The following is a 19,665-nucleotide window of genomic DNA, read 5'->3' on the forward strand; positions in this document are numbered from 1 at the left end:
GCATAAACCAATAGGAGCTACCGCTCGACTTGCATGCCTTAGGCACGCCGCCAGCGTTCGTCCTGAGCCAGGATCAAACCCTCCATCCGGATCTATTCCCTATCCCTTCTGGAAGGTCTTTTCCTCGCTCTTTATCTCCTTCTTCCTTCTTCCCCTTTTCTAAGGTGCATCCGCCTGCTTCTCTCCCGCAGGCACGTTAATTCTATCATATACCCTTAACTTTGACAAGAGGGTACCCTTAATTATTTTTCTACAGAATTATCAGAGATAATTTCTTTCTTTTGCAGTTTGTACATTTCTATTATCTCCTTTACCGTCGTAACATCTTTTGCGGATTTATCTTCCCTTATAAAGCCAATAACTCGTGGAAATCTTAAAGCATAACCTAATTTTTCCCCATTCTTTCCGCAGGTATGCACTGGGCTCTTCGTAATTTCATCCGCTTGAATTTCAACTACATATTTGGGATAAACCCATACATCAGGAATAATCTGTGACTCAACATTATGAGGTTTTTCCTCTACTTTTATTTCATCTAATATTTCTCTAAATTTAACCCATTCCTCTTCTGTTGGTCCAGTACCTATTTTAGCAATGGTCTCATATCTATCCTCATCGGGATTGTAAACCCCAACTAGTAAAGCACCAATGCCAAATTTTGCTCTCTGTCCTCTTCCCTTGAAATAACCCAAAATTACAGCATCCACTGTATCTGATAATTGACTTTGATAAGATCTTTTTAACTTTATCCAATTGAAATTCCTTACGCCTGCCTGATAGGGAGCATCTAATCTTTTAGCCACTATACCTTCTAAGCCTTCTGTAATACATTCTTCAAAAAAGGCTTGTAATTCTACGGGGTTATTTGTGATAATGTAATTAGTTAAAAAAATAGTATCTCCTGGGATAATTATTTTCTCTAATCTCTCTCTTCTTCTTAAATAAGGAAGAGGGGTTAGATCCTCGCCATCTACATATAACAAATCAAAAACAAATAGTTTTAAAGGGAACATAGACGCCATTTTATCTATGTCATACTTTCTTTTCCTCTGAACAGTCATTTGAAATGGATAAAATTCATTAGTCTCTGGATTATAAGATATGGCTTCCCCCTCAAAAATGACCTTCTCGTTAGATACTTGTTGAATTATTCCTTGAACCAAATCAGGAAACATATGAGTATTATCCTCAAGGTTACGAGAGAATATTTTAATCTCCGTTCCATTTTTATGGACTTGACATCTAAAACCATCAAACTTTGGCTCTACACTACACTTACCAAGCTTTTTTATAATCTCCTCAGCGCTTGATAATCTCTCAGCAAGAGCCATTCTTATAGGTCTTCCAACCTCAACCTTTATCTTTTTAAGGGCATCTACCCCACCTTCCCAAAATACTTTTGCCACATATCCTAAGTCAGATGTAATATTAAAAGCTCTTTCTATATATTGCCTCAAATTTTTATCTCCCTTTTTCGCATAAGACAAAGCATCCATAATACTTGGTTCTCCCACACCAAGTCGAAGTCTCCCTAAAATAATCCTAACCACATATTTAGAACTCAGCGGACTTAGAGCTCTTATTAGATATCCAAGTTTATTAACTTTTGCCTCAACACTTCCTTCTCCACTTAGCAAAGCAATATCATACAAAACTTTAAAAACCTCTAAAACTTCCATATCTTCTTCTTTCTCTTCTGCTAATTTTTCAGCCACCTCTCCTAAGTCTCCTATTTCTTTATACATGTTCTCTATGTCTAAAATGCTCTTTAAAAATGCTTGAGCTAAAGACCTTATAATGAGTTTCTCAGACATTCCAAATTCTAACTTCTCATAAGGGGGTGCTACTCTTCCATCTAACAAATATATTATCTTATCTATCTCTTCAACCTTAGCTTTATTAAACAAATCTGCCAAAATAACCATCATCTCATTTCTTTTTGTTGTAGACTCCAATCTTTTAAAAAACATGGAAAGATCTTTAAAAAGCATAATTACTTCTCCTTTCCATAATATGGTTTCAAGGTTAATTTTAACATATATCCAAATATGTGTTAAAATATGGCAAAAAATTTTGAGGAGAGGTGATAAAAGTTGAATAGTTTTGTCAAAAGCCATGGGCTTGGTAATGACTATATCATATTTGATAAAAATCACGTCCAATTTCCTCTAAAGCCTTCAGTAATTCAAAGAATTTGTCATAGAAATTATGGTATTGGCTCTGATGGTATATTACTTTTCGAAAAAATAGACGACGAAAATTTTAGCGTAAGAATATTTAATCCTGATGGGAGTGAGGCTGAAAAAAGTGGAAATGGACTTAGAATATTAGCCAAGTTTCTCTATGATCATGGCTACACTAAAAATACCAAATTTTATATCAATACTTTAGGGGGAAAAGTAGAAATAAATTTAGAGTTAGACAATGAAAGAGTAAAAAACATTGAGGTTGATATGGGGAAAATAGAGTATATATACGTAGATAAGGAAATAGAGATCAATAATGAAGAAAAATTAAATATAGTTTACCTATCAATTGGAAACCCCCACTGCGTGTTTTTCGTGGATGAAATTGATGAAGAATTGATTAAAGATCTTGGACCTAAGATTGAGAATCATCCATTATTCCCAAACAGAACTAATGTACAAATGGTAAAAGTAATTTCAGATAGCACCATTGAAATTAGGATATGGGAAAGAGGCGCTGGATATACTTTAGCCTCTGGAAGTAGTTCCTGTGCTTCTGCCTGCGCAGCCTATAAAAAGGGGCTTGTGAAAAATAATGTCAAAGTAATAATGCCAGGTGGAGAATTATATGTAAACATAAAAGAGAATGGACATGTATTTTTAAAGGGACCTGCTCAGGAGATTTTTGAAGGAACTTTAAGTAAAGAATTTTTAGAAGAGCTCATAAGAATTCCATAAAGGTCCCAAAAATAAATCGGGTTTAAAATTATTAATATCTTTTTTAGCCATATAGATAACATAAGGACTTGTAATAGTTATTAACGGAACTTTATTACTCCATAGTCTCTGGAGCTTGTACATATTTATCTTTTTAGTTGTCAAATTACTACCAACTAAATAGTTATTAAAAAGTATATCTAACTCCTTTTCCCAATCAAAATAAGGTCTTCGTTGATATGGAAACCAAAAATGTTTATCTCCTTTTGACAAAAAGACATTTGAGTTTTCTTCGGGATAAATCCCCCAATCATATCTTGTTAAAATCAGTTCCCAATTGAATGTTTGGTAAAGATATATATTAATATTATTTTTATCTGAAATGGTAAGTTTTATTCCTAATTTTTCAAAATCATCTTTAATTATCTCCGCTATTTTTCTAACTATTTCATTATGATTTACAAGCACTTCAAACTCTAATTTATTCCCACTTAAATCCTCTAAATAACCATCTTTATCTCTATCCCGCAATCCTAAACTCTCTAAAAGATTTCTTGCTAAATCCAAATTATAATTAAATTCAAAGATATTTTTAGTATAGAAGCAGGATAAAGGATGAATTGGATTTTCCCTTATACCTGCATAGCCCCAATACACTTTTTCAATTATTTTTTCTCTATTTATGGCATGAGATAAGGCTCTTCTGAAATTTACATTTTGAAAGAGCTTTAATTTGTATTTAGGAATAGGAGCATATGGGTTTTGGTTAATTAATAATACGTCACTTAAAAAATCTAAACCTAAATTATAAATGTTATAATCTCTTTCATATGAACTAATGTTTTTTAAGTCTTTTTCTTCTATTTTTTTAATATCGACATCTCTATTTTCTAAGCTAATAGTTATCCTATCAAGATACGGTAATTGATTATTCGCTTTATCCTTCCTCCAATAATAGATATTTTTCTCAAAAGAAATCTCTTTATTAGGAATATATTCTTTCATATAGAAAGGTCCTGTTCCTATCCTATATTCACTTTTTATATGGGCTGGGAGAATTAAGGGAAGCCTTCCATAAAAAGGATATGTAAAATCAGGGAAAATAATCTTTACAACATAATTACTAACTTTTTCAGCAATTATCCCCTTTTCTTTCAGATCTGCGAAGGAATAAACTACATCATCTGCACTAAAATCTTTTCCATCAGCCCATTTAACATTATTTCTCAATTTAAAAAACCAAACTTTACCCTTCTCATAGATTCTCCACGATTCTGCCAAAACAGGTATCAACTTATTTTCTTTCTGATTAACAGTAAAAAGAGGCTCATACAGGAGATTAATAACCTCTTTGGGATAGGAATAGAGATTTTTTGTATCAATATTAAAGAAACCAATATAGATACTCAGGCTTTGCCTATTATTTTCTAAAAAAGAAAAACTATTATTTAAAAATAAAAATAGAAATACTACAAGTACAACAGCTCTTTTCATACTTGGGATAATTTTATATCTTAACTAATAAGATGTCAATTAAAAGGACTTTTTCAAAGTTATCAATTGTTCTAAATGTGTTCTCTCCTGATTTATTATTTCCCTTACTATTTTCTTACTTTTTTCTTTTAAATGATCTAAAATTCCATAATAAAATAAAAGAGAATCTTTTTCCAAAGAAATAGCCAAATCTATGGCAGATGAGGAATTAAAAAAGGTATCCTCTTTTAAAATCCTATCCCAATCTATAAAAACTTGTGCAGAAACCCAAGCATGTAGGTATTTGTTTGCCTCCTCATCCTCATAAGCAGTTAAAAATTCTTCTTTTTCTAAATTCTTATATATTTCCTTGAAGGTTTCTGCATGCCTTCTTTCCTCTAAGGCTAAAAAGTTAAAAATCTTTTTAACTTCATCTTTAAAAGCCTTTTCTGAAAACAAATTATAAAACTTTTCACCTTCCTCTTCTATATGGATAGCCATCTCTAATATGTCCTTATCTGAGAATAAAATTGGCATAGTCCTACATCCTCCTTCGAATGATTTTTTTTAAGGGCTCCCAAAAAATGGGAGCCCTCGAATAAGAGCTTGTTATTCAAAGACCTTAAAACTTGTTCTTGGTGCTCCACATATAGGACACTTATCAGGAACTTCCCCTTCTCCAGTATATCCACAAACATCACAAACATATACTTTTCCAAGTTCCAAATCTTCTCCCTTTTCTGCTTTATCTTTTGCCTTCTTATACATCTCCGCATGAATTTTTTCTGCTTCCAATGCAAAGGTTGTGGATCTAACAGCACCTTTCTCATTTTGTAATTCTGCAACCTGTCTATAGGCAGGATACATTTCCTCTACCTCAAAAGTTTCACCATTAATAGCAACCTGTAAATTTTCAGGAGTTTTATTTATTCCACTCAGTTCTCTTAAATGGTTTCTTGCATGAACTAACTCTGCATAAGCTATGGCTCTGAATAATTTAGAAATATTTTTTAATCCTTCCTTTTCTGCTACATCCGCATAGATCATATATTTCATATGGGCTTGACTTTCACCAGCAAAAGCACTTTTTAAATTCTCCTCTGTCATCTTCCTCATGCTCACACCTCCACATAAAATTATTATCATTTTTATTATAGCATTACTGTTGAATAAATAAAACTTACTTGGTAAACTAATACCATGATATGTGAAATTATTAGTATAGGAACAGAGCTTTTATTAGGTAATATATTAAATACAAATGCCCAGTATATATCAAAAAGATTAGCAGAACTCGGTATATTCGTTTACTATCAAACCACTGTAGGAGATAATATAGACAGGATCAAAAAAGCTATTGAGATTGCTCTGAACAGGAGCGATATTATCATAACTACAGGTGGACTTGGACCAACCCAGGATGATTTAACTAAGGAAGCTATAAGTGAACTTTTAAATATAGAATTAGTTTATGATGAATTTTCTCTTAATAAAATCCAAGAATATTTTGAAAAGAGAAATATACCAATAACAGATAGTAATAAAAAACAAGCGTTAGTTTTGAAAGGAAGTAAGGTCTTAATAAATAATCATGGGTTAGCACCAGGAATGATAATTGAGAAAAACGATAAAATCCTTATAATACTCCCAGGTCCACCTCGTGAAATGATTCCTATGTTTGATGAACAGGTAACTCCATTTTTAAAGCAATTCAGTAAGGGGACACTGTATTCTGAAATTTTAAGATTTTGTGGTATAGGAGAAAGCCTATTGGAAGAAAAAATAAAAGATCTTATTAAAAATCAGAGAAATCCAACTATTGCACCATATATAAGTAGCGGAGAGGTTATTCTAAGAATAACTTCCTACGCTGAAAGTGTAGAGGAAGGGAAAAAGCTGATAAATCCTGTAAAAGAAATTATTGTGAATAGATTGAAGGAATATTTCTATGGTGAAGGAGATATTACAATAGAAGAGGTTATTGCAAAACTACTTATTGATAATAACCTTACAATCTCTATTGCAGAATCTTGCACAGGTGGATTACTTACATCAAGACTTGTAAACGTTCCTGGTATTTCAAAAGTATTAAAAGAAGGCATCATTGCATACAGTAATGAATCAAAAATAAAAAGACTATCAGTAAGGGAAGATACAATAAAAAAATATGGGGCTGTTAGTAAAGAATGTGCTTTAGAAATGGCTGAAGGAGTAGCCAAAGTTTCCAATTCAAATATTGGATTATCTATAACAGGTATTGCAGGTCCAGAAGGTGGCACTCCTGAAAAACCTGTAGGTTTAGTTTATACAGGTCTCTATATTAACGGAATAAAAAAAGTTAATGAATTTCGCTTTTCTGGCGATAGAGAAAGAATAAGAACCCAATCAGTATTATACAGTTTGAATTGGCTTAGACAAGAATTAATGTCATTTACCAGCCAACATAATATCCTCTAATTTGAGCATAGGGGATACAACAGTACCATTAAAAGTGATCTCCTTTGACACTTCACTCACTGATTGTAGGAAATCCTTAAGATTTCCAGATATTGTAATCTCACAAACAGGTCCTACAAACTCTCCATCCTTTATCCATAAACCATCCGCCCCTATAGAAAAGTCTCCTGATATAGGATCAATAAGATGTAATCCCATTAAGTTAAATACATACAATCCATCTTTCGTAGACTTAATAATCTCTTCTTCTGATTTTTCTCCAGGTTTTATAAAGAGATTGAAAGCACCAACACCTGGTAAATTTTTATAACTTCCTCTCACACAATTTCCAGTTGATTTCACATTATCTTTATTAGCTGTATATAAATTATGTAAGAAAGAGTTTAATTTTCCATCTTTCACAATTTCTTTACTTTTAGTAAAAATTCCCTCATCATCAAATTTTCTTCTAAGAAAAGCCTCTTCAAGATTAGGATCTTCAATTATGGTAAGTTTCTCTGAAGCTATTTTTTCACCTATTTTATTTTTAAAAATGGATTTTCCTTTTTGCACCATATCTGCAGAAAAAGCCTGAACAAAAACTTCTAATAAATCCTGAGCACGTTCTCTCGGTAATATTACAACCGCCCTCTGAGAAGAAATAGGTTTTGCTCCCAATAGACTTATTGCCTTCCAAACCGATTTACTTATCAGATCATTAAAATCTAAATCGTACCACGTTTTTCCAACTTTAAACTCCCATGAACCCCTTTCATCTTTTCCATCTGAAGCACCAACTTCAGTATATACATACTGATACTGATAATTGTATTCTAATTCAGAACCCAAACTATTTAATATATTAACTCTAACCTTGTAAAATTCATACGTAACTTCTCTAATACTTTTTATTCTTTTATCTTTTGCATAAATTTGTTTTTCAACTTCCTTTAAAGTATCAATTTTTTCACGAATAGAAGGTTCATCTCTATAAAAATTTTCATCTTTACAAATAACATTTTCTACAAAGGTCCAATTATTATCCTCCGACAATACTTCTGCTGAATTTATCGCTTTATCCAAAATATCTTCCATTTTCTCTATATTGTTGGCATAAGAAAAACCATGTCTATTATTTTTTATAACCCTAACACTATATCCAGATTCTTTAGAAGACTGAAACCTTTCAATATCTCCCCCACTAATAGACAAATGAACCTTCTCAACTTCTTGATAAAAGAGCTCTGCCTTCTTTATATTCTTCTTATCAACACATTGGATAAATCTATTTTTAAGATCAATATTCATCAGTTCTCCTCCTTAGTCCCACCAACAGTAATCTTAGAAACCAAAACTGTGGGCATACCGTCAGTTACAGGTACTCCTTGCATATCCTTTCCACAAGTACCTGGGGCAAAACCCAAATCATTACCAATCATTTCAATTAATTCTAAAACCTTAGGACCATTTCCAATTAAAGTAGCACCTCTAACAGGAACTGAAATCTTTCCATTCCTTATTAGATATCCTTCTTCTACAGCAAAAACAAAATCACCACTTATTGTATCTACCTGACCTCCTCCCATCTTCACCACATATAATCCCTTATCTACACTATTTAATATATCCTCAGGATTTTTTTCTCCTGGCAAGATAAAAGTATTTGTCATTCGAGGAATGGGAGGAAATCTAAAATTTTGTCTTCTACCATTGCCTGTTGGTTTTGCACCTAAATTTTTTGCTGATAATCTTGAATGCATGTATCCTCTTAATATACCTTTTTCAATCAAAATGTTATATTGAGAGGGAATTCCTTCATCATCAAAACTAAAACTCCCATAATAGCCTTCTAAATTACCTGCATCCACAAGAGTTATATGTTCAGAAGCAACTTTTTGTCCTACTTTTCCAGCATAAACCGACACATTCTTTTCTACCAAATCTCCTTCTAATCCATGACCTACTGCTTCATGCACTATAACTCCCCCAGCTTTTGAGGAAATAACAACTGGCATTTCTCCCGCTGGTGCCTCCTCAGCAGAAAGCAGTAGAACTGCTCTTCTTGCAGACTCAAGAGCTACATTTATCGCTACTTCCTCCTTCAAAATATTAAAATCGCCAAGCCTTGCAAAGGACTCATACCCTGTTTGTATAAGACCATCCTTACCAGCCACAGAAAAACCATATAAGGATGTTCTAAATCTTCTATCTTCCTTATAATCGCCATTCGAGTTCGCAATAATCACTTTTTGATCACTACATCTTAATCCTGCTGTAAATTGAATTATAGAAGAATTATATTTTCTTGCCTTATCATTCATTAACTTCAAAAGCTCTGCTCCACTATTAAGATTAAAATGAGATATATCTCTTTTAATATCCTGAGAGTATCCTATTTCTTTATCTTCTAATGCAATTCTTTTTAAATAATCACCCTCACTTATTGCAAGAGCTATTTCTTTTGCCAATTTTCTTAAACCCTGATGGGTTATATCATTAGTATAACCATAAAAGGTAATATTCCCCTTTATAACTCTTATACCAACCCCAAAATCTTCTCCAAAAACTGCCTCCTCAATCTTATTATCATCAAGTTTTAATAATATAGAGTTACTTTCCTCATAAAATAACTCTGAAAAATCTCCACCTTTTTCCAAAGAAATAGCCAAAATCTCCTCAATTATATTTTTGTTAAACAAGCTATAACCACCTCACAGAAAAAATTTGGGGTAGGAAAGTTCCTACCCCTTAAAAAAATCTCTCTATAGAGTAATGGCAGAAACTGGACAAGAATCTGCTGCATCTTGACAACAGCCTGCAGATTCACAATCTGCACCCTCAATAACTCGAGCCTTGCCCTCCTCATCAATCTCAAATACATCAGGGCATAAAGATGCACAGACTCCACATCCTATACATAAGTCTCTATCAACTTTAGGTGCTCCCATTAAATTAACCTCCTCTATATAAAATTTTTCTCTAAAGAATAAATAAAAATTTTTTTATTGTCAATTTAATTCTTTTTAAAATCAATCTTAGCTCCTTCCTTAAAACCAAACTTTTCAAAGAATCCCATCTTAACCTCCAAAGCATATCTATAAGGCTTTGGACTAAAATAAACAGGGCAATCTTCTCCTTTACAAGGATACATTTTTTGAATATTAAAGATTATCTTCTGTGAATTTATAAATGCAATTTCTAAAGGAACATAGGTATTTTTCATCCAAAAACCATAACTAACATCCTGGGGAAAAATAAAAAGCATTCCAAAGTTCCAAGGTATATCCTTTCTATACATTAAGCCAAAAGAATGAAGCTCATCTCTATCCGCTATCTCTATTGGAATAGTCAATTTTTTGCTTCCTTGAGTTATAGTTAAGTGCCCTTTGGGGAATTTAGGGAATTTAATTTCTTCTCCAAATCCCACAATCAAAAAGAGAAAAACAAGAATAAAAATTAATATTAACCCTTTTTTTAACATAATTATCACCTCGTAAAAGTAATAGTGATATAATTATACAAGATGAAAAGAGAATTTGCAGATTTACCTTTACATTCAGGAAAAGCCCCCTACTGGCTTTTTCAGAGAATGAAAAAGCTCGCAAGGGAAATAATTCTTTTGTTTTATATAGAAAATAGAATTTCCGATTTTATTAGAAACTTATCAGACCCTTATTGGTTTCAAGCTTTAGGATGTGTACTTGGTTTCGACTGGCATTCCAGTGGACTTACCACAACCACAGGAGGTGCTCTGAAAGAAGGTTTAGGAGAGTTAAGCAAAGAATTAGGGCTCTTTATTGTGGGAGGAAAGGGTAAAACTGCTTTAAATACACCAGATGAGATCAAAAGTTTGGCAGATTCTATAGGGTTTGATCCTAACCCCTGGATTACTTTAAGTAGACTTGTAGCAAGAATAGATAATAATGCCCTTCAAGATGGTTACCAGCTCTATCATCATCTATTAATTTTTACAAAAGATGGAGCGTGGTGTGTAATTCAACAGGGGATGAATGAAAAAAATAATTATGCAAGGAGATACCACTGGTTAGGAGAAGAGGTTGTAAGCTTTATAGAAGATCCCCACAAAGCTATTTGTACTCAAAAATTTGAAAATAATGTATTAAATTTGGTAGCAAAGGAAAGCAAATCTGCCCAAGAAGTCATCTTAAACATAGTAAAAGAAAATCCCAAATCAGTGATTAAAACTTATGAAAAGATCTCAAATTCTCTTATACTTCCTCCTCATCACTCAATAACAACAAAAGAGATAAAACCTGAAAATCTAAAAACAATTATTTTAAAAACCTATGAGAATCCGCCCAAGGATTTTCAGGAACTAATACTATATGAGGGAGTGGGAGCAAAAACATTAAGGGCTTTAGCATTAATTAGCGAATTAGTATATGGTACTCCTCCGAGCTTCAAAGATCCAGCAAGGTTCAGTTTTGCTCATGGAGGAAAAGATGGCATTCCTTATCCAGTAGATAAAAGAACCTACGATAAATCCATTGAAATTTTAGAAAAAGCCATTAAAAAGGCTAAATTAGGAAAAAGGGAAGAAATTGATGCCTTAAAAAAATTGTCTTTTTATTTCAAACTGTAATAATGAGCCCATCTAATAGGCTCAGGCAATCTATACTTAGCTATCGTTTTTAAAATTATCTCTCTTGCAGACTCTAAAGACACTTTATGTCCAGGAGAAACAAATACAGGTTTTACATTCTCTTTAGTCCTTAAAACTATTCCAACTACCTCTTTTCTGTGATAAATATATTCATATTCTCCTCTTTTGTTTCCAGGAATTTTGAAATTACCCACCAATGGTTTCTTAGCACAACCAATAGTAGGAATATCTAAAACCACTCCAATATGCGAAGCTATTCCTAAGCGTCTTGGATGCGCATAACCTTGACCATCAACAATCAATATATCTGGCTTAATCCTTAGATTTTCCCAACACTTCACTATACTCAAACCTTCCCTAAAACTTAAAAAGGTTGGAATATAAGGAATCTTTTCTTCAGTAACAAATCTCTGAACCTCAACACATCTTAATGTATCCATTTCTAAAACTACTATCACACCTAATATTTTCCCATCTTTCGACGATGCATCAGCTCCCCCCACAAAGGATAAACTACTAAATTTATCCTGAAGCACTATTTTCTTAGCTAATTTATTTTGAATCTCTATAGCTTCATCTAAATTCCTAAAAGAGAAGTATTTTTCATAATCCAATTATTTCAATACTCCCCCAACAAAGATCCTCTCTTCCCTTTGGAATATAGCCTAAAAGATCAAGAAACTTCTGGAATACCGCCACCTTTTGTTGAGAAAAATAAATAGACACAAAATTTCTTAAAGAATCTCTTGGAATAAGGATATATTTGTTTTCATTAACCCTTTTTACTTCTTTTAGAGGAAAACTAACTTTATAATCTGCTATGTTATATCTACGTAGTTCTCTAACTCCTTGTAAAATTAACCACAAATCTTCAATATTAAGATATTTTCTAATTATTAACCCCTTATAAACCTCTTCCACATTCTCTGGTAAATTCTTATCGGGTGTTAAATAGATCTTTGAGTAACCATGATAATATTTTTCTCTATTAGGAATTAAAAATGAATTTATATAAATATTTAGGCTTACATCTTGTCTTTGTTTATAAACAATCTTCGAAAAAATCTCTTCAAGTAGTCCAGGAATAATAAATTTAAAACCATCTTCTTCAGGAAATACCTCAACAGGATTTTCTTCTTTATAAACAATAAGGGTAAAATTAATCTTCTCTCCTTTTCTACCTTCAAAGTATTGCATAGGAATTTTTAACTCAAAAATATTTTTTACACCTAAATCCTTTATTCTATCTATCAAAATCCACTTCTCATTTCCCAAAGCTTTCCACAATTCATAATTATTAGAGTTCTTAATCCTAATATTTAAAGATAAAGGATAACCTAAAATCCGTTTTTTATTTCTTATATAAATATTCCTTGCACTATCCTGAGGATGAGAAAAGTAAAAATCTATATAGTAACCATGTTTAAAGAATTCATCAGGATGTATATTTGTATCTACCCTTATATACAAGTTATCAAGATCATAGGCATAGTAAACCCCTTTCAACAATCTACTCTTAGTATCTATCAAATTAAGGGATGCATCTGCCCATTCCCCTTCGCTACTTATTTCTCCATCAATATTTGGAGTCATTATCAATGGTTCCCTTTCAAGCCATAGAGGCTTTTTAATGACAATAGGAACATTAAGGAAATAAGGTGGATCCTCTCCTAAAGAAATATATACATTCTTTAAATGCTGTCTAAAAATATAATCAAAGATCTCATCATGTCCCGAATCCTGATCATCACCAAACCACCAAAACCAATCACTTCCCTCACCTGCATATAGAGATACACTATCTATTTTACTTTTCAAGCTTTCATTTTCCTCTAACTTATCTTCAACAAAATCTCTTACAATCTTTAAATAATTCCAAGCGATATTTTCTTCTTTCTCTCCAATCCATGTAGTAAGATCTGCATCTACCCAAGAACCAGTAAAAATATTGTTCAATTCATCCACTGGAGAAAATTTCTCTAAATACTCACCTACAGTAATTGTTTCTATATCAGATGAATTAGATAATAAGCTATAAAAGCTTCTTAAGAAATCTCTTCCATCATTATCATAATATTCCCAGCAGTTCTCACCGTCCAATGCAATAGTCACTAAGTAAGGAAAATCATTAGGTAATCTATTTTTAATATTTATCAACCTTTGATATAAGTCCTTTGCAGCCTCCTCTGGGGAAAGATGCATATAAGTAAATCCTATTTTATCTGACAAGAAACTATCCCTAAAAACCACATTTGTCTTCTTACCCTTTATATTAACTATATACGGTTTATATAAAACATGCGGTTCAACTAAATATCCGTCTAAATCTCTAACCAAATCCTTTTTTAAGGTTTTAAAGAGAATTTTCTCATCAGTAATAATCCATCTTAAATTAAAATCTGAAACCATCTCTATGACTTCTGGACTTACTGCCTGTTCAGAGGGCCACATCCCCTTGGGGTAAACTCCAAAGTTTTCCAAATAAAAGTCAATTCCCATTTTTATTTGCATTTTTGCATCCTCAGGATATCTAAAGGGCAATGCAGGTAGTGGCAAATTAGGAGTTGCTATCCTTGCAGAATCTGTATCAATTAAGAGGGGAAGAATTGGATGATAAAAAGGAGAAAAAATAACCTCTATTTGCCCTTTATCTTGCAGATCTTTGTATAAACTAAGGACTTTACCAAGGAGCTCAAATTGTTTTTCTACTAACCTATATTTTTCACTCTCAGTATAGTTTTTCCCTTTCTTCCATAAATAGTTTAAAAACTCATCTTTATTCCTATATTCTGGATCAAACCAACAAAGATTATATAAAACTTGTAAGTCTAAGAAATCCTGCGAGGAAAAACTCTCTTTATTCTGTTTTTTTCTCCATAACTCGTTATACCTTGGATGTATTGATGCCATCTTATCAAAATTAAGCCAGAAAAATCTATCTAAAATAAATTCTTTATCTTCCTCAGAAAGATCCGTAGAAGGAATTAAAGTTTTTTCCAACCATAAGTCTTTTGCTCTATTTTCTACATAATCTTTTAACTGCATTACAAGAACTGGTGTCAAATTAAAGACTTGTTTAATCTTTGGATAATCATACAATATATTCACCATATTGAAATAGTTTTTAATCCCATGAAGCCTAACCCAAGGGAATAAATAAATATCCTTCTCCCTATCCTTATAATAGGGCTGATGCATATGCCATACAAAAGCAAGAAAAATTTTCTCTGCCATACCACAATATTATATATCAAAATATTTTTTATTGACACTCATAAATCAAAGGTTTATATTAAGGCTTAGAGTTATTAATTAATAAAAAGAAAGGGGGGAGAAAGCAAAGGTATATGAGTACTAATTTAGACGGTAATCCTGTACCGAGGCGCTTGATTTTTAGTTTTTATCTTAGAGAAAAATTAAAGAAAGGAGAAATGGTTCTATGGATTATATTAAGCTTTCTCCCATATATTTACTTAAAATACCAAGAAAAGGGGATCAGAGACCATGAAAAGAATACTCTGGTCTCCTATATCTTACAGAAAAATATCCATTGGAGATTTTATAATACTTCTTTTTATAGGAAGTATTATTTACGCTATTTCCTCTCTAAACCTTTACTACACAAAATCTCCTCAACCTCTATCCTTTGATCTTTCACCAACAAAACTACCACTTTATGCAATATATTCTCTAATAAGAATGATTTTTGCTTACATACTTTCTTTTATATTTACCTTAGTTTATGGCTATTTGGCTGCATACAATAAAAGATTAGAAAAAATTCTTATACCTCTTTTAGATATCTTACAATCTATACCTGTACTATCTTTTTTGCCTCCTGTTTTTATGGCAGTATTGGCTTTGTTTCCAGGTTCAAAATTAGGATTAGAAATAGTTTCAATAATCCTAATATTTACAGGACAAGTTTGGAATATGGTTTTCAGTTTTTATCAATCTTTAATTTCTATTCCCAGAGACTTAAGAGAAGCAAGTAAAATATTAAAACTAAATCCTTGGCAAAGGTTCTGGTATTTGGAGCTTCCATATTCCGCTATTGGATTGCTTTGGAATAGTATGATGTCTGTAGCAGGAGGATGGTTTTTCTTAATGGCATGCGAGATGTTTACCATTACAAACCAAGAAATCGTACTACCAGGTATTGGCTCCTACCTATCCTTTTCTGCTATGAAAGGTGATTTAAACAAAATTATTTATGGATTATTAACCTTAATAACTGTAATCATACTAATTGATCAATTAGTTTGGAGACCTTTAACAGCATGGAGTCAAAAATTTAAGATGGAATTTACAAAAGGGGATGAAGTTGAGTCTACGATACTTATATGGTATAGGAGATCTCAAATAGTTAACATAATTAGAGAGAGAATAGCCCATCCACTAAGAGAAAAGATAAATATGTTTTTTGTTAAAAAATATATTCAAGAAGCAAAACAAATCTCAAATCCCTCTAAATTAATAAAGATCTTCAATAATATAATCTTAGCTCTTATAATATTATTAGTTATAAGAGGAGCTATTGGTTTAGGAAATTTGATTATTCAACTTCCCCTTGAAACTTGGAAACAAATTATTTTCTCAGCCTTTATGACCTTTCTAAGGGTGGCAGTAGCAGTTACTATAGGTCTTGCATGGACCCTTCCAGTTGGAGTAAAAATCGGAATGAATCCAAAACTGGCTAAAATTTTCCAGCCCATAGTACAAATTGTTGCATCAGTCCCTGCAACAGCAGTCTTCCCAGTTATACTAATGTTTTTAATTAATACCGCAGGGGGATTAAATTTAGCAAGTATACTTCTTATGCTTTTAGGTACTCAGTGGTACTTATTGTTTAACATAATAGCAGGTGCAATGTCTATACCCAAGGACCTTATTGAAGTATCTTTGCTATTAAAGATTAATAAATGGGAAAAATGGAAAACTCTAATTCTTCCTTGCGTATTTCCTTATCTTGTTACTGGAGGAATCACAGCAATGGGAGGAGCTTTTAACGCAACTATAGTCTCAGAATACGTACAATTTGGTAATAAAATTATAAAAACTATTGGACTTGGAGCATTAATTACTGAAGCTTCCTCTACGGGAAACAATGCTCTTCTTGCTGGAGCCACATTAACTATGGCTCTCATGGTAGTTGCTATAAATAGGCTATTTTGGAAAAGACTCTTCAAATTATCTGAAGAGAAATATAGCCATTTGGGAGGTTAAGTATGGAACTTCTAAGACTTGAAAACGTAAGTTTAAGTTTTAAGTTTCCTGAAGGAGAAATAAAAGTTTTAGACAAGATAAACTTTGTTATTAATGAGGGGGACTTTATTGCTCTATTAGGTCCGTCAGGTTCTGGAAAATCCACTATTCTCAGAATAATATCAGGACTTCTTAAACCACAAGAGGGTAAAGTTTACTATAAAGGAGAGGAGCTTAAGGGAATTAATCCAGGGGTTGCCATGGTATTTCAAAACTTTGCCTTATTCCCATGGTTAACTGTTTTCGAAAATGTGGAGTTAGGGCTTAAGGCATTAGGACTTCCCCCTGAAGAAAGAAGGGAAAAGGCATTAAAAGTTATTGACCTTATCGGACTTGATGGTTTTGAAAATGCATATCCTAAAGAGCTTTCTGGAGGGATGAGGCAAAGAGTTGGTTTTGCAAGAGCTTTAGTGATGGAGCCAGACATCTTACTCTTAGATGAACCGTTTTCTGCATTGGATGTTTTAACAGCAGAAAACCTAAGAAACGACCTAATCGAGCTATGGATTGAGAAAAAAATTCCAACAAAGGCTATGATTCTTGTCACTCATAGTATTGAAGAGGCTGTATATATGGCGGATAAAGTAATTCTTCTGAGTAAAGATCCAGGAAGAATAATTAAAGAGGTTAAAATAAATATTCCCCACTGGAGAGATAAAAAATCTAAGGAGTTTCTTGAATTAGTTGATATGATTTATGGCTTATTAACAGGAAAACCAGTAGAAAAACTTGCTTTTAGAGAAAAAAAGCATCTATTCTTACCTCAGGTTGGAGTTGGAGCAATAACTGGATTAATTGAGCTTGTAAATGATATGGAAGGTCCTGTAGACATATATAAATTAGGAGAAGAACTATTAATGGATGTAGAGGACTTATTACCAATAGTTGAAGCTGCAGAAATTTTGGGACTTGCAGAAGTAAAAGAAGGAGATTTAATATTAACAGAAGCAGGGAAGAAATTTGCAGAAGCAGATGTTTTGGAAAGAAAGGAAATCTTTAAAGAGCTTGCTTTAGAAAAAGTACCATTCTTAAAACAAATAGTTAGGGTATTACAATCCAAATCCAATCATAAAGCACCAAGAGACTTTTTCTTAGACCTTCTTAAACAACACACTTCTGCCCAAGAAGCAGAAAAACAATTAGATCTACTTATAGACTGGGGAAGATATGCAGAGCTTTTTGAATATGACGATAATAAAGACGAACTATATTTACCGGAAATTATGATGGAGGTTAAAAATGAATGATGAAGTAATTGCTCGATTAAGACTATTGATATTTTTTCTACTTTTTATTTATCTATTAAGTCTTGGATTCTTTTTTGACAATCTTTGGATTAGGGTTTACTTTTATGGTGTCTTCCTCTATTCCCTATTTATATATTATCTCTTCTATAAAAAACTTTTAAAGGAGTCTTTTCTCATATCTTTGTTAGATGAATTTTCCATCTTCCTGTTTCTTTATATAATGAAGGGAATGGAAATTAAATTTTTATTCTTGATTTTTCTACCAATAATAAAGGAAGTTGTATACAAAAGATTTAAACATGCATATTTACTTAGTCTTCTATCTTGGATAGCTCTATTTCTTTTTTCAATTTATATAACCCCATATATTCCTATGCAAGTTTCTATCTCTATATTACCTTTCTCTTTTCTTATTACTTATGTTAGTATATACTATGCTAAGGAGAAAGGAGGCTAAAATTTGAAAAAATTACTACTTTTATTTCTTCTCCTTATTTCATTAACATTTTCCGCAGAAGAAATTGTATACATAATACCAGTAAAAGGCACCATAGAGCTTGGCTTAGCATCATTCATAGAAAGAAGTCTTAAAGAAAGCAAAAATGCAAGAGCCTTTATCTTTGAAATTGATACTTTTGGAGGCAGAGTAGATGCTGCAGTTAGGATTAGGGATGCCATATTAAATACGCCTGTAACCACTATTGCATTTATAAAGGAAAGAGCCTGGTCTGTTGGTGCCCTTATCGCAATAGCTTGTGAAAAAATAGCCATATCTCCCAGTGGAAGTATTGGTGCTGCAGAACCAAGACCTGCAGATGAGAAAACTATATCAGCTTTAAAATCTGAGTTTGAAAGTACTGCGGAAAGAAGAAAAAGAAACCCCAAAATAGCTGGAGGAATGGTGGATAAAAATATTGTAATTCCTGGTATTAAAAAAGAGGGAGAAATTCTTTCACTATCTGCAGAAGAAGCTAAAAAATATAAATATGCTGATATTATAGCAAAGGACATAAATGAAGTATTAAAAGGATTTCAATTAGATAATTTTGCAGTTAAAAACTTACATCCAACCTGGTCTGAAAATTTAGTAAGATTTATAACAGATCCTACAGTATCAAGCATAATACTTACTATTGGTATGTTAAGTTTATATGTAGCAATTTTTACTCCAGGTCTTGGTTTTCCCGAAGCTTTAGCACTAATTTGTCTGGGTTTATTCTTTGGAGGACATATTTTAGCTGGGCTTGCAGGTTTTGAACCTTTAATTTTATTTATCTTAGGATTGATACTACTTTTCATTGAGATGCATACTCCTGGTTTTGGCATAGCAGGAATATCGGGAAGTGCAGCAGTATTTTTCAGTATTTTTTGGCTTTTAAGTGGAACCACAAATATATTACAAGCCATGTTAATGGCTCTTTTCACTATTACTTCACTAATTATATTTCTAATCATCTACTTACCTAAAAGCTCCGCTTGGAAAAAATTAGGACTTACTCAAGAACAAAAGAAAGATCAAGGCTATATAGCAGTAAAAGAGAGAACTGATTTAATAGGCAAAAGGGGTAAAACTTTAACTATGTTAAGACCTACAGGTTTTGCAGAGATTGAAGGGGAAAAATTAGAGGTGTATACTGTTTCAGAATATTTACCTCCAGAAACGGAGGTTGTTGTGGTAAAAGTGGAGGGGAATAAAATTTTTGTGAGGAGGGTTTAG

General features: G+C 32.4%; 17 protein-coding genes and 1 rRNA gene. 7 read left to right on the forward strand and 11 right to left on the reverse strand.

The annotated features are described in order from the left end of the window. Positions 1–86 (reverse strand): 16S ribosomal RNA (locus CBR30_02545); the annotation flags it as partial. Positions 87–242: 156 nt separating this feature from the next. Further along, positions 243–1,991, reverse strand: coding sequence for a DNA ligase (locus CBR30_02550; GenBank protein ID PMQ01890.1), 1,749 nt, complete (start codon positions 1,989–1,991; stop codon positions 243–245). A 102-nt stretch (positions 1,992–2,093) separates the two neighbouring features. On the opposite strand from CBR30_02550, the gene CBR30_02555 reads away from it, so the two are divergent. Then, a complete protein-coding gene (locus CBR30_02555; GenBank protein PMQ01891.1) occupies positions 2,094–2,924 on the forward strand; it encodes a diaminopimelate epimerase in 831 nt (276 codons plus the stop codon). On the opposite strand, the gene CBR30_02560 is transcribed toward CBR30_02555, so the two are convergent. The 3 genes from CBR30_02560 to CBR30_02570 form a co-directional block, all read right to left on the reverse strand. Continuing rightward, the gene (locus tag CBR30_02560; GenBank protein ID PMQ01892.1) at positions 2,898–4,397 is read right to left on the reverse strand and encodes a hypothetical protein; all 1,500 of its coding nucleotides are present in this window, start codon (positions 4,395–4,397) and stop codon (positions 2,898–2,900) included. The two genes, CBR30_02555 and CBR30_02560, sit on opposite strands and share 27 nt — an antisense overlap. 39 nt (positions 4,398–4,436) lie before the next feature. After that, positions 4,437–4,913 carry a rubrerythrin gene (locus tag CBR30_02565; GenBank protein PMQ01893.1) on the reverse strand — a complete coding sequence of 159 codons (477 nt, stop codon included), beginning with the start codon at positions 4,911–4,913 and terminating at the stop codon, positions 4,437–4,439. A 72-nt stretch (positions 4,914–4,985) separates the two neighbouring features. Continuing rightward, on the reverse strand, positions 4,986–5,492 hold the full coding sequence (locus tag CBR30_02570) for a rubrerythrin (GenBank protein ID PMQ01894.1): 507 nt from the start codon (positions 5,490–5,492) through the stop codon (positions 4,986–4,988). An 84-nt stretch (positions 5,493–5,576) separates the two neighbouring features. Here CBR30_02570 and CBR30_02575 point away from each other — a divergent pair, with 84 nt between their 5' ends. Then, entirely contained in the window at positions 5,577–6,833 is a 1,257-nt protein-coding gene (locus tag CBR30_02575) for a competence/damage-inducible protein A (GenBank protein PMQ01895.1), read from the forward strand. On the opposite strand, the gene CBR30_02580 is transcribed toward CBR30_02575, so the two are convergent. The 4 genes from CBR30_02580 to CBR30_02595 all read right to left on the reverse strand — a co-directional run bounded on the left by CBR30_02580 (position 6,804) and on the right by CBR30_02595 (position 10,293). Beyond that, positions 6,804–8,120 carry a PmbA protein gene (locus CBR30_02580; GenBank protein PMQ01896.1) on the reverse strand — a complete coding sequence of 439 codons (1,317 nt, stop codon included), beginning with the start codon at positions 8,118–8,120 and terminating at the stop codon, positions 6,804–6,806. The genes CBR30_02575 and CBR30_02580 overlap by 30 nt on opposite strands. Beyond that, complete coding sequence (locus CBR30_02585; GenBank protein ID PMQ01897.1) at positions 8,120–9,511, reverse strand: TldD protein; 1,392 nt, start codon at positions 9,509–9,511, stop codon at positions 8,120–8,122. Before CBR30_02585 ends, CBR30_02580 begins: the two co-directional genes overlap by 1 nt. 63 nt (positions 9,512–9,574) lie before the next feature. Then, positions 9,575–9,760 (reverse strand): ferredoxin, encoded by a 186-nt coding sequence (locus CBR30_02590; protein PMQ01898.1) that lies wholly within the window; start codon positions 9,758–9,760, stop codon positions 9,575–9,577. A gap of 65 nt (positions 9,761–9,825) precedes the next feature. Continuing rightward, complete coding sequence (locus CBR30_02595; protein ID PMQ01899.1) at positions 9,826–10,293, reverse strand: hypothetical protein; 468 nt, start codon at positions 10,291–10,293, stop codon at positions 9,826–9,828. A 42-nt stretch (positions 10,294–10,335) separates the two neighbouring features. On the opposite strand from CBR30_02595, the gene CBR30_02600 reads away from it, so the two are divergent. Next, complete coding sequence (locus CBR30_02600) at positions 10,336–11,415, forward strand: hypothetical protein (GenBank protein ID PMQ01900.1); 1,080 nt, start codon at positions 10,336–10,338, stop codon at positions 11,413–11,415. On the opposite strand, the gene CBR30_02605 is transcribed toward CBR30_02600, so the two are convergent. Both CBR30_02605 and CBR30_02610 read right to left on the reverse strand, forming a co-directional pair. After that, positions 11,400–12,050, reverse strand: a complete 651-nt coding sequence (locus tag CBR30_02605) for an endonuclease V (protein ID PMQ01901.1) — start codon at positions 12,048–12,050, stop codon at positions 11,400–11,402. The genes CBR30_02600 and CBR30_02605 overlap by 16 nt on opposite strands. Next, positions 12,040–14,670 (reverse strand): glycoside hydrolase family 57, encoded by a 2,631-nt coding sequence (locus CBR30_02610; protein PMQ01902.1) that lies wholly within the window; start codon positions 14,668–14,670, stop codon positions 12,040–12,042. The genes CBR30_02605 and CBR30_02610 overlap by 11 nt, the downstream gene beginning before the upstream one ends. A 270-nt stretch (positions 14,671–14,940) precedes the next feature. Here CBR30_02610 and CBR30_02615 point away from each other — a divergent pair, with 270 nt between their 5' ends. From CBR30_02615 to CBR30_02630, 4 genes are read left to right on the forward strand one after another with little or no spacing between them, the layout of a single operon-like run. Continuing rightward, positions 14,941–16,662: an ABC transporter permease gene (locus CBR30_02615; GenBank protein PMQ01903.1), complete on the forward strand. Its 1,722-nt coding sequence runs from the start codon at positions 14,941–14,943 to the stop codon at positions 16,660–16,662. Positions 16,663–16,664: 2 nt separating this feature from the next. Then, on the forward strand, positions 16,665–17,948 hold the full coding sequence (locus CBR30_02620) for a nitrate ABC transporter ATP-binding protein (GenBank protein PMQ01904.1): 1,284 nt from the start codon (positions 16,665–16,667) through the stop codon (positions 17,946–17,948). Beyond that, on the forward strand, positions 17,941–18,405 hold the full coding sequence (locus CBR30_02625; GenBank protein PMQ01905.1) for a hypothetical protein: 465 nt from the start codon (positions 17,941–17,943) through the stop codon (positions 18,403–18,405). Before CBR30_02620 ends, CBR30_02625 begins: the two co-directional genes overlap by 8 nt. Before the next feature lie 3 nt (positions 18,406–18,408). Next, positions 18,409–19,665, forward strand: a complete 1,257-nt coding sequence (locus tag CBR30_02630; protein ID PMQ01906.1) for a hypothetical protein — start codon at positions 18,409–18,411, stop codon at positions 19,663–19,665.

Source organism: Dictyoglomus sp. NZ13-RE01 (assembly GCA_002878375.1).
GTDB lineage: Bacteria > Dictyoglomota > Dictyoglomia > Dictyoglomales > Dictyoglomaceae > NZ13-RE01.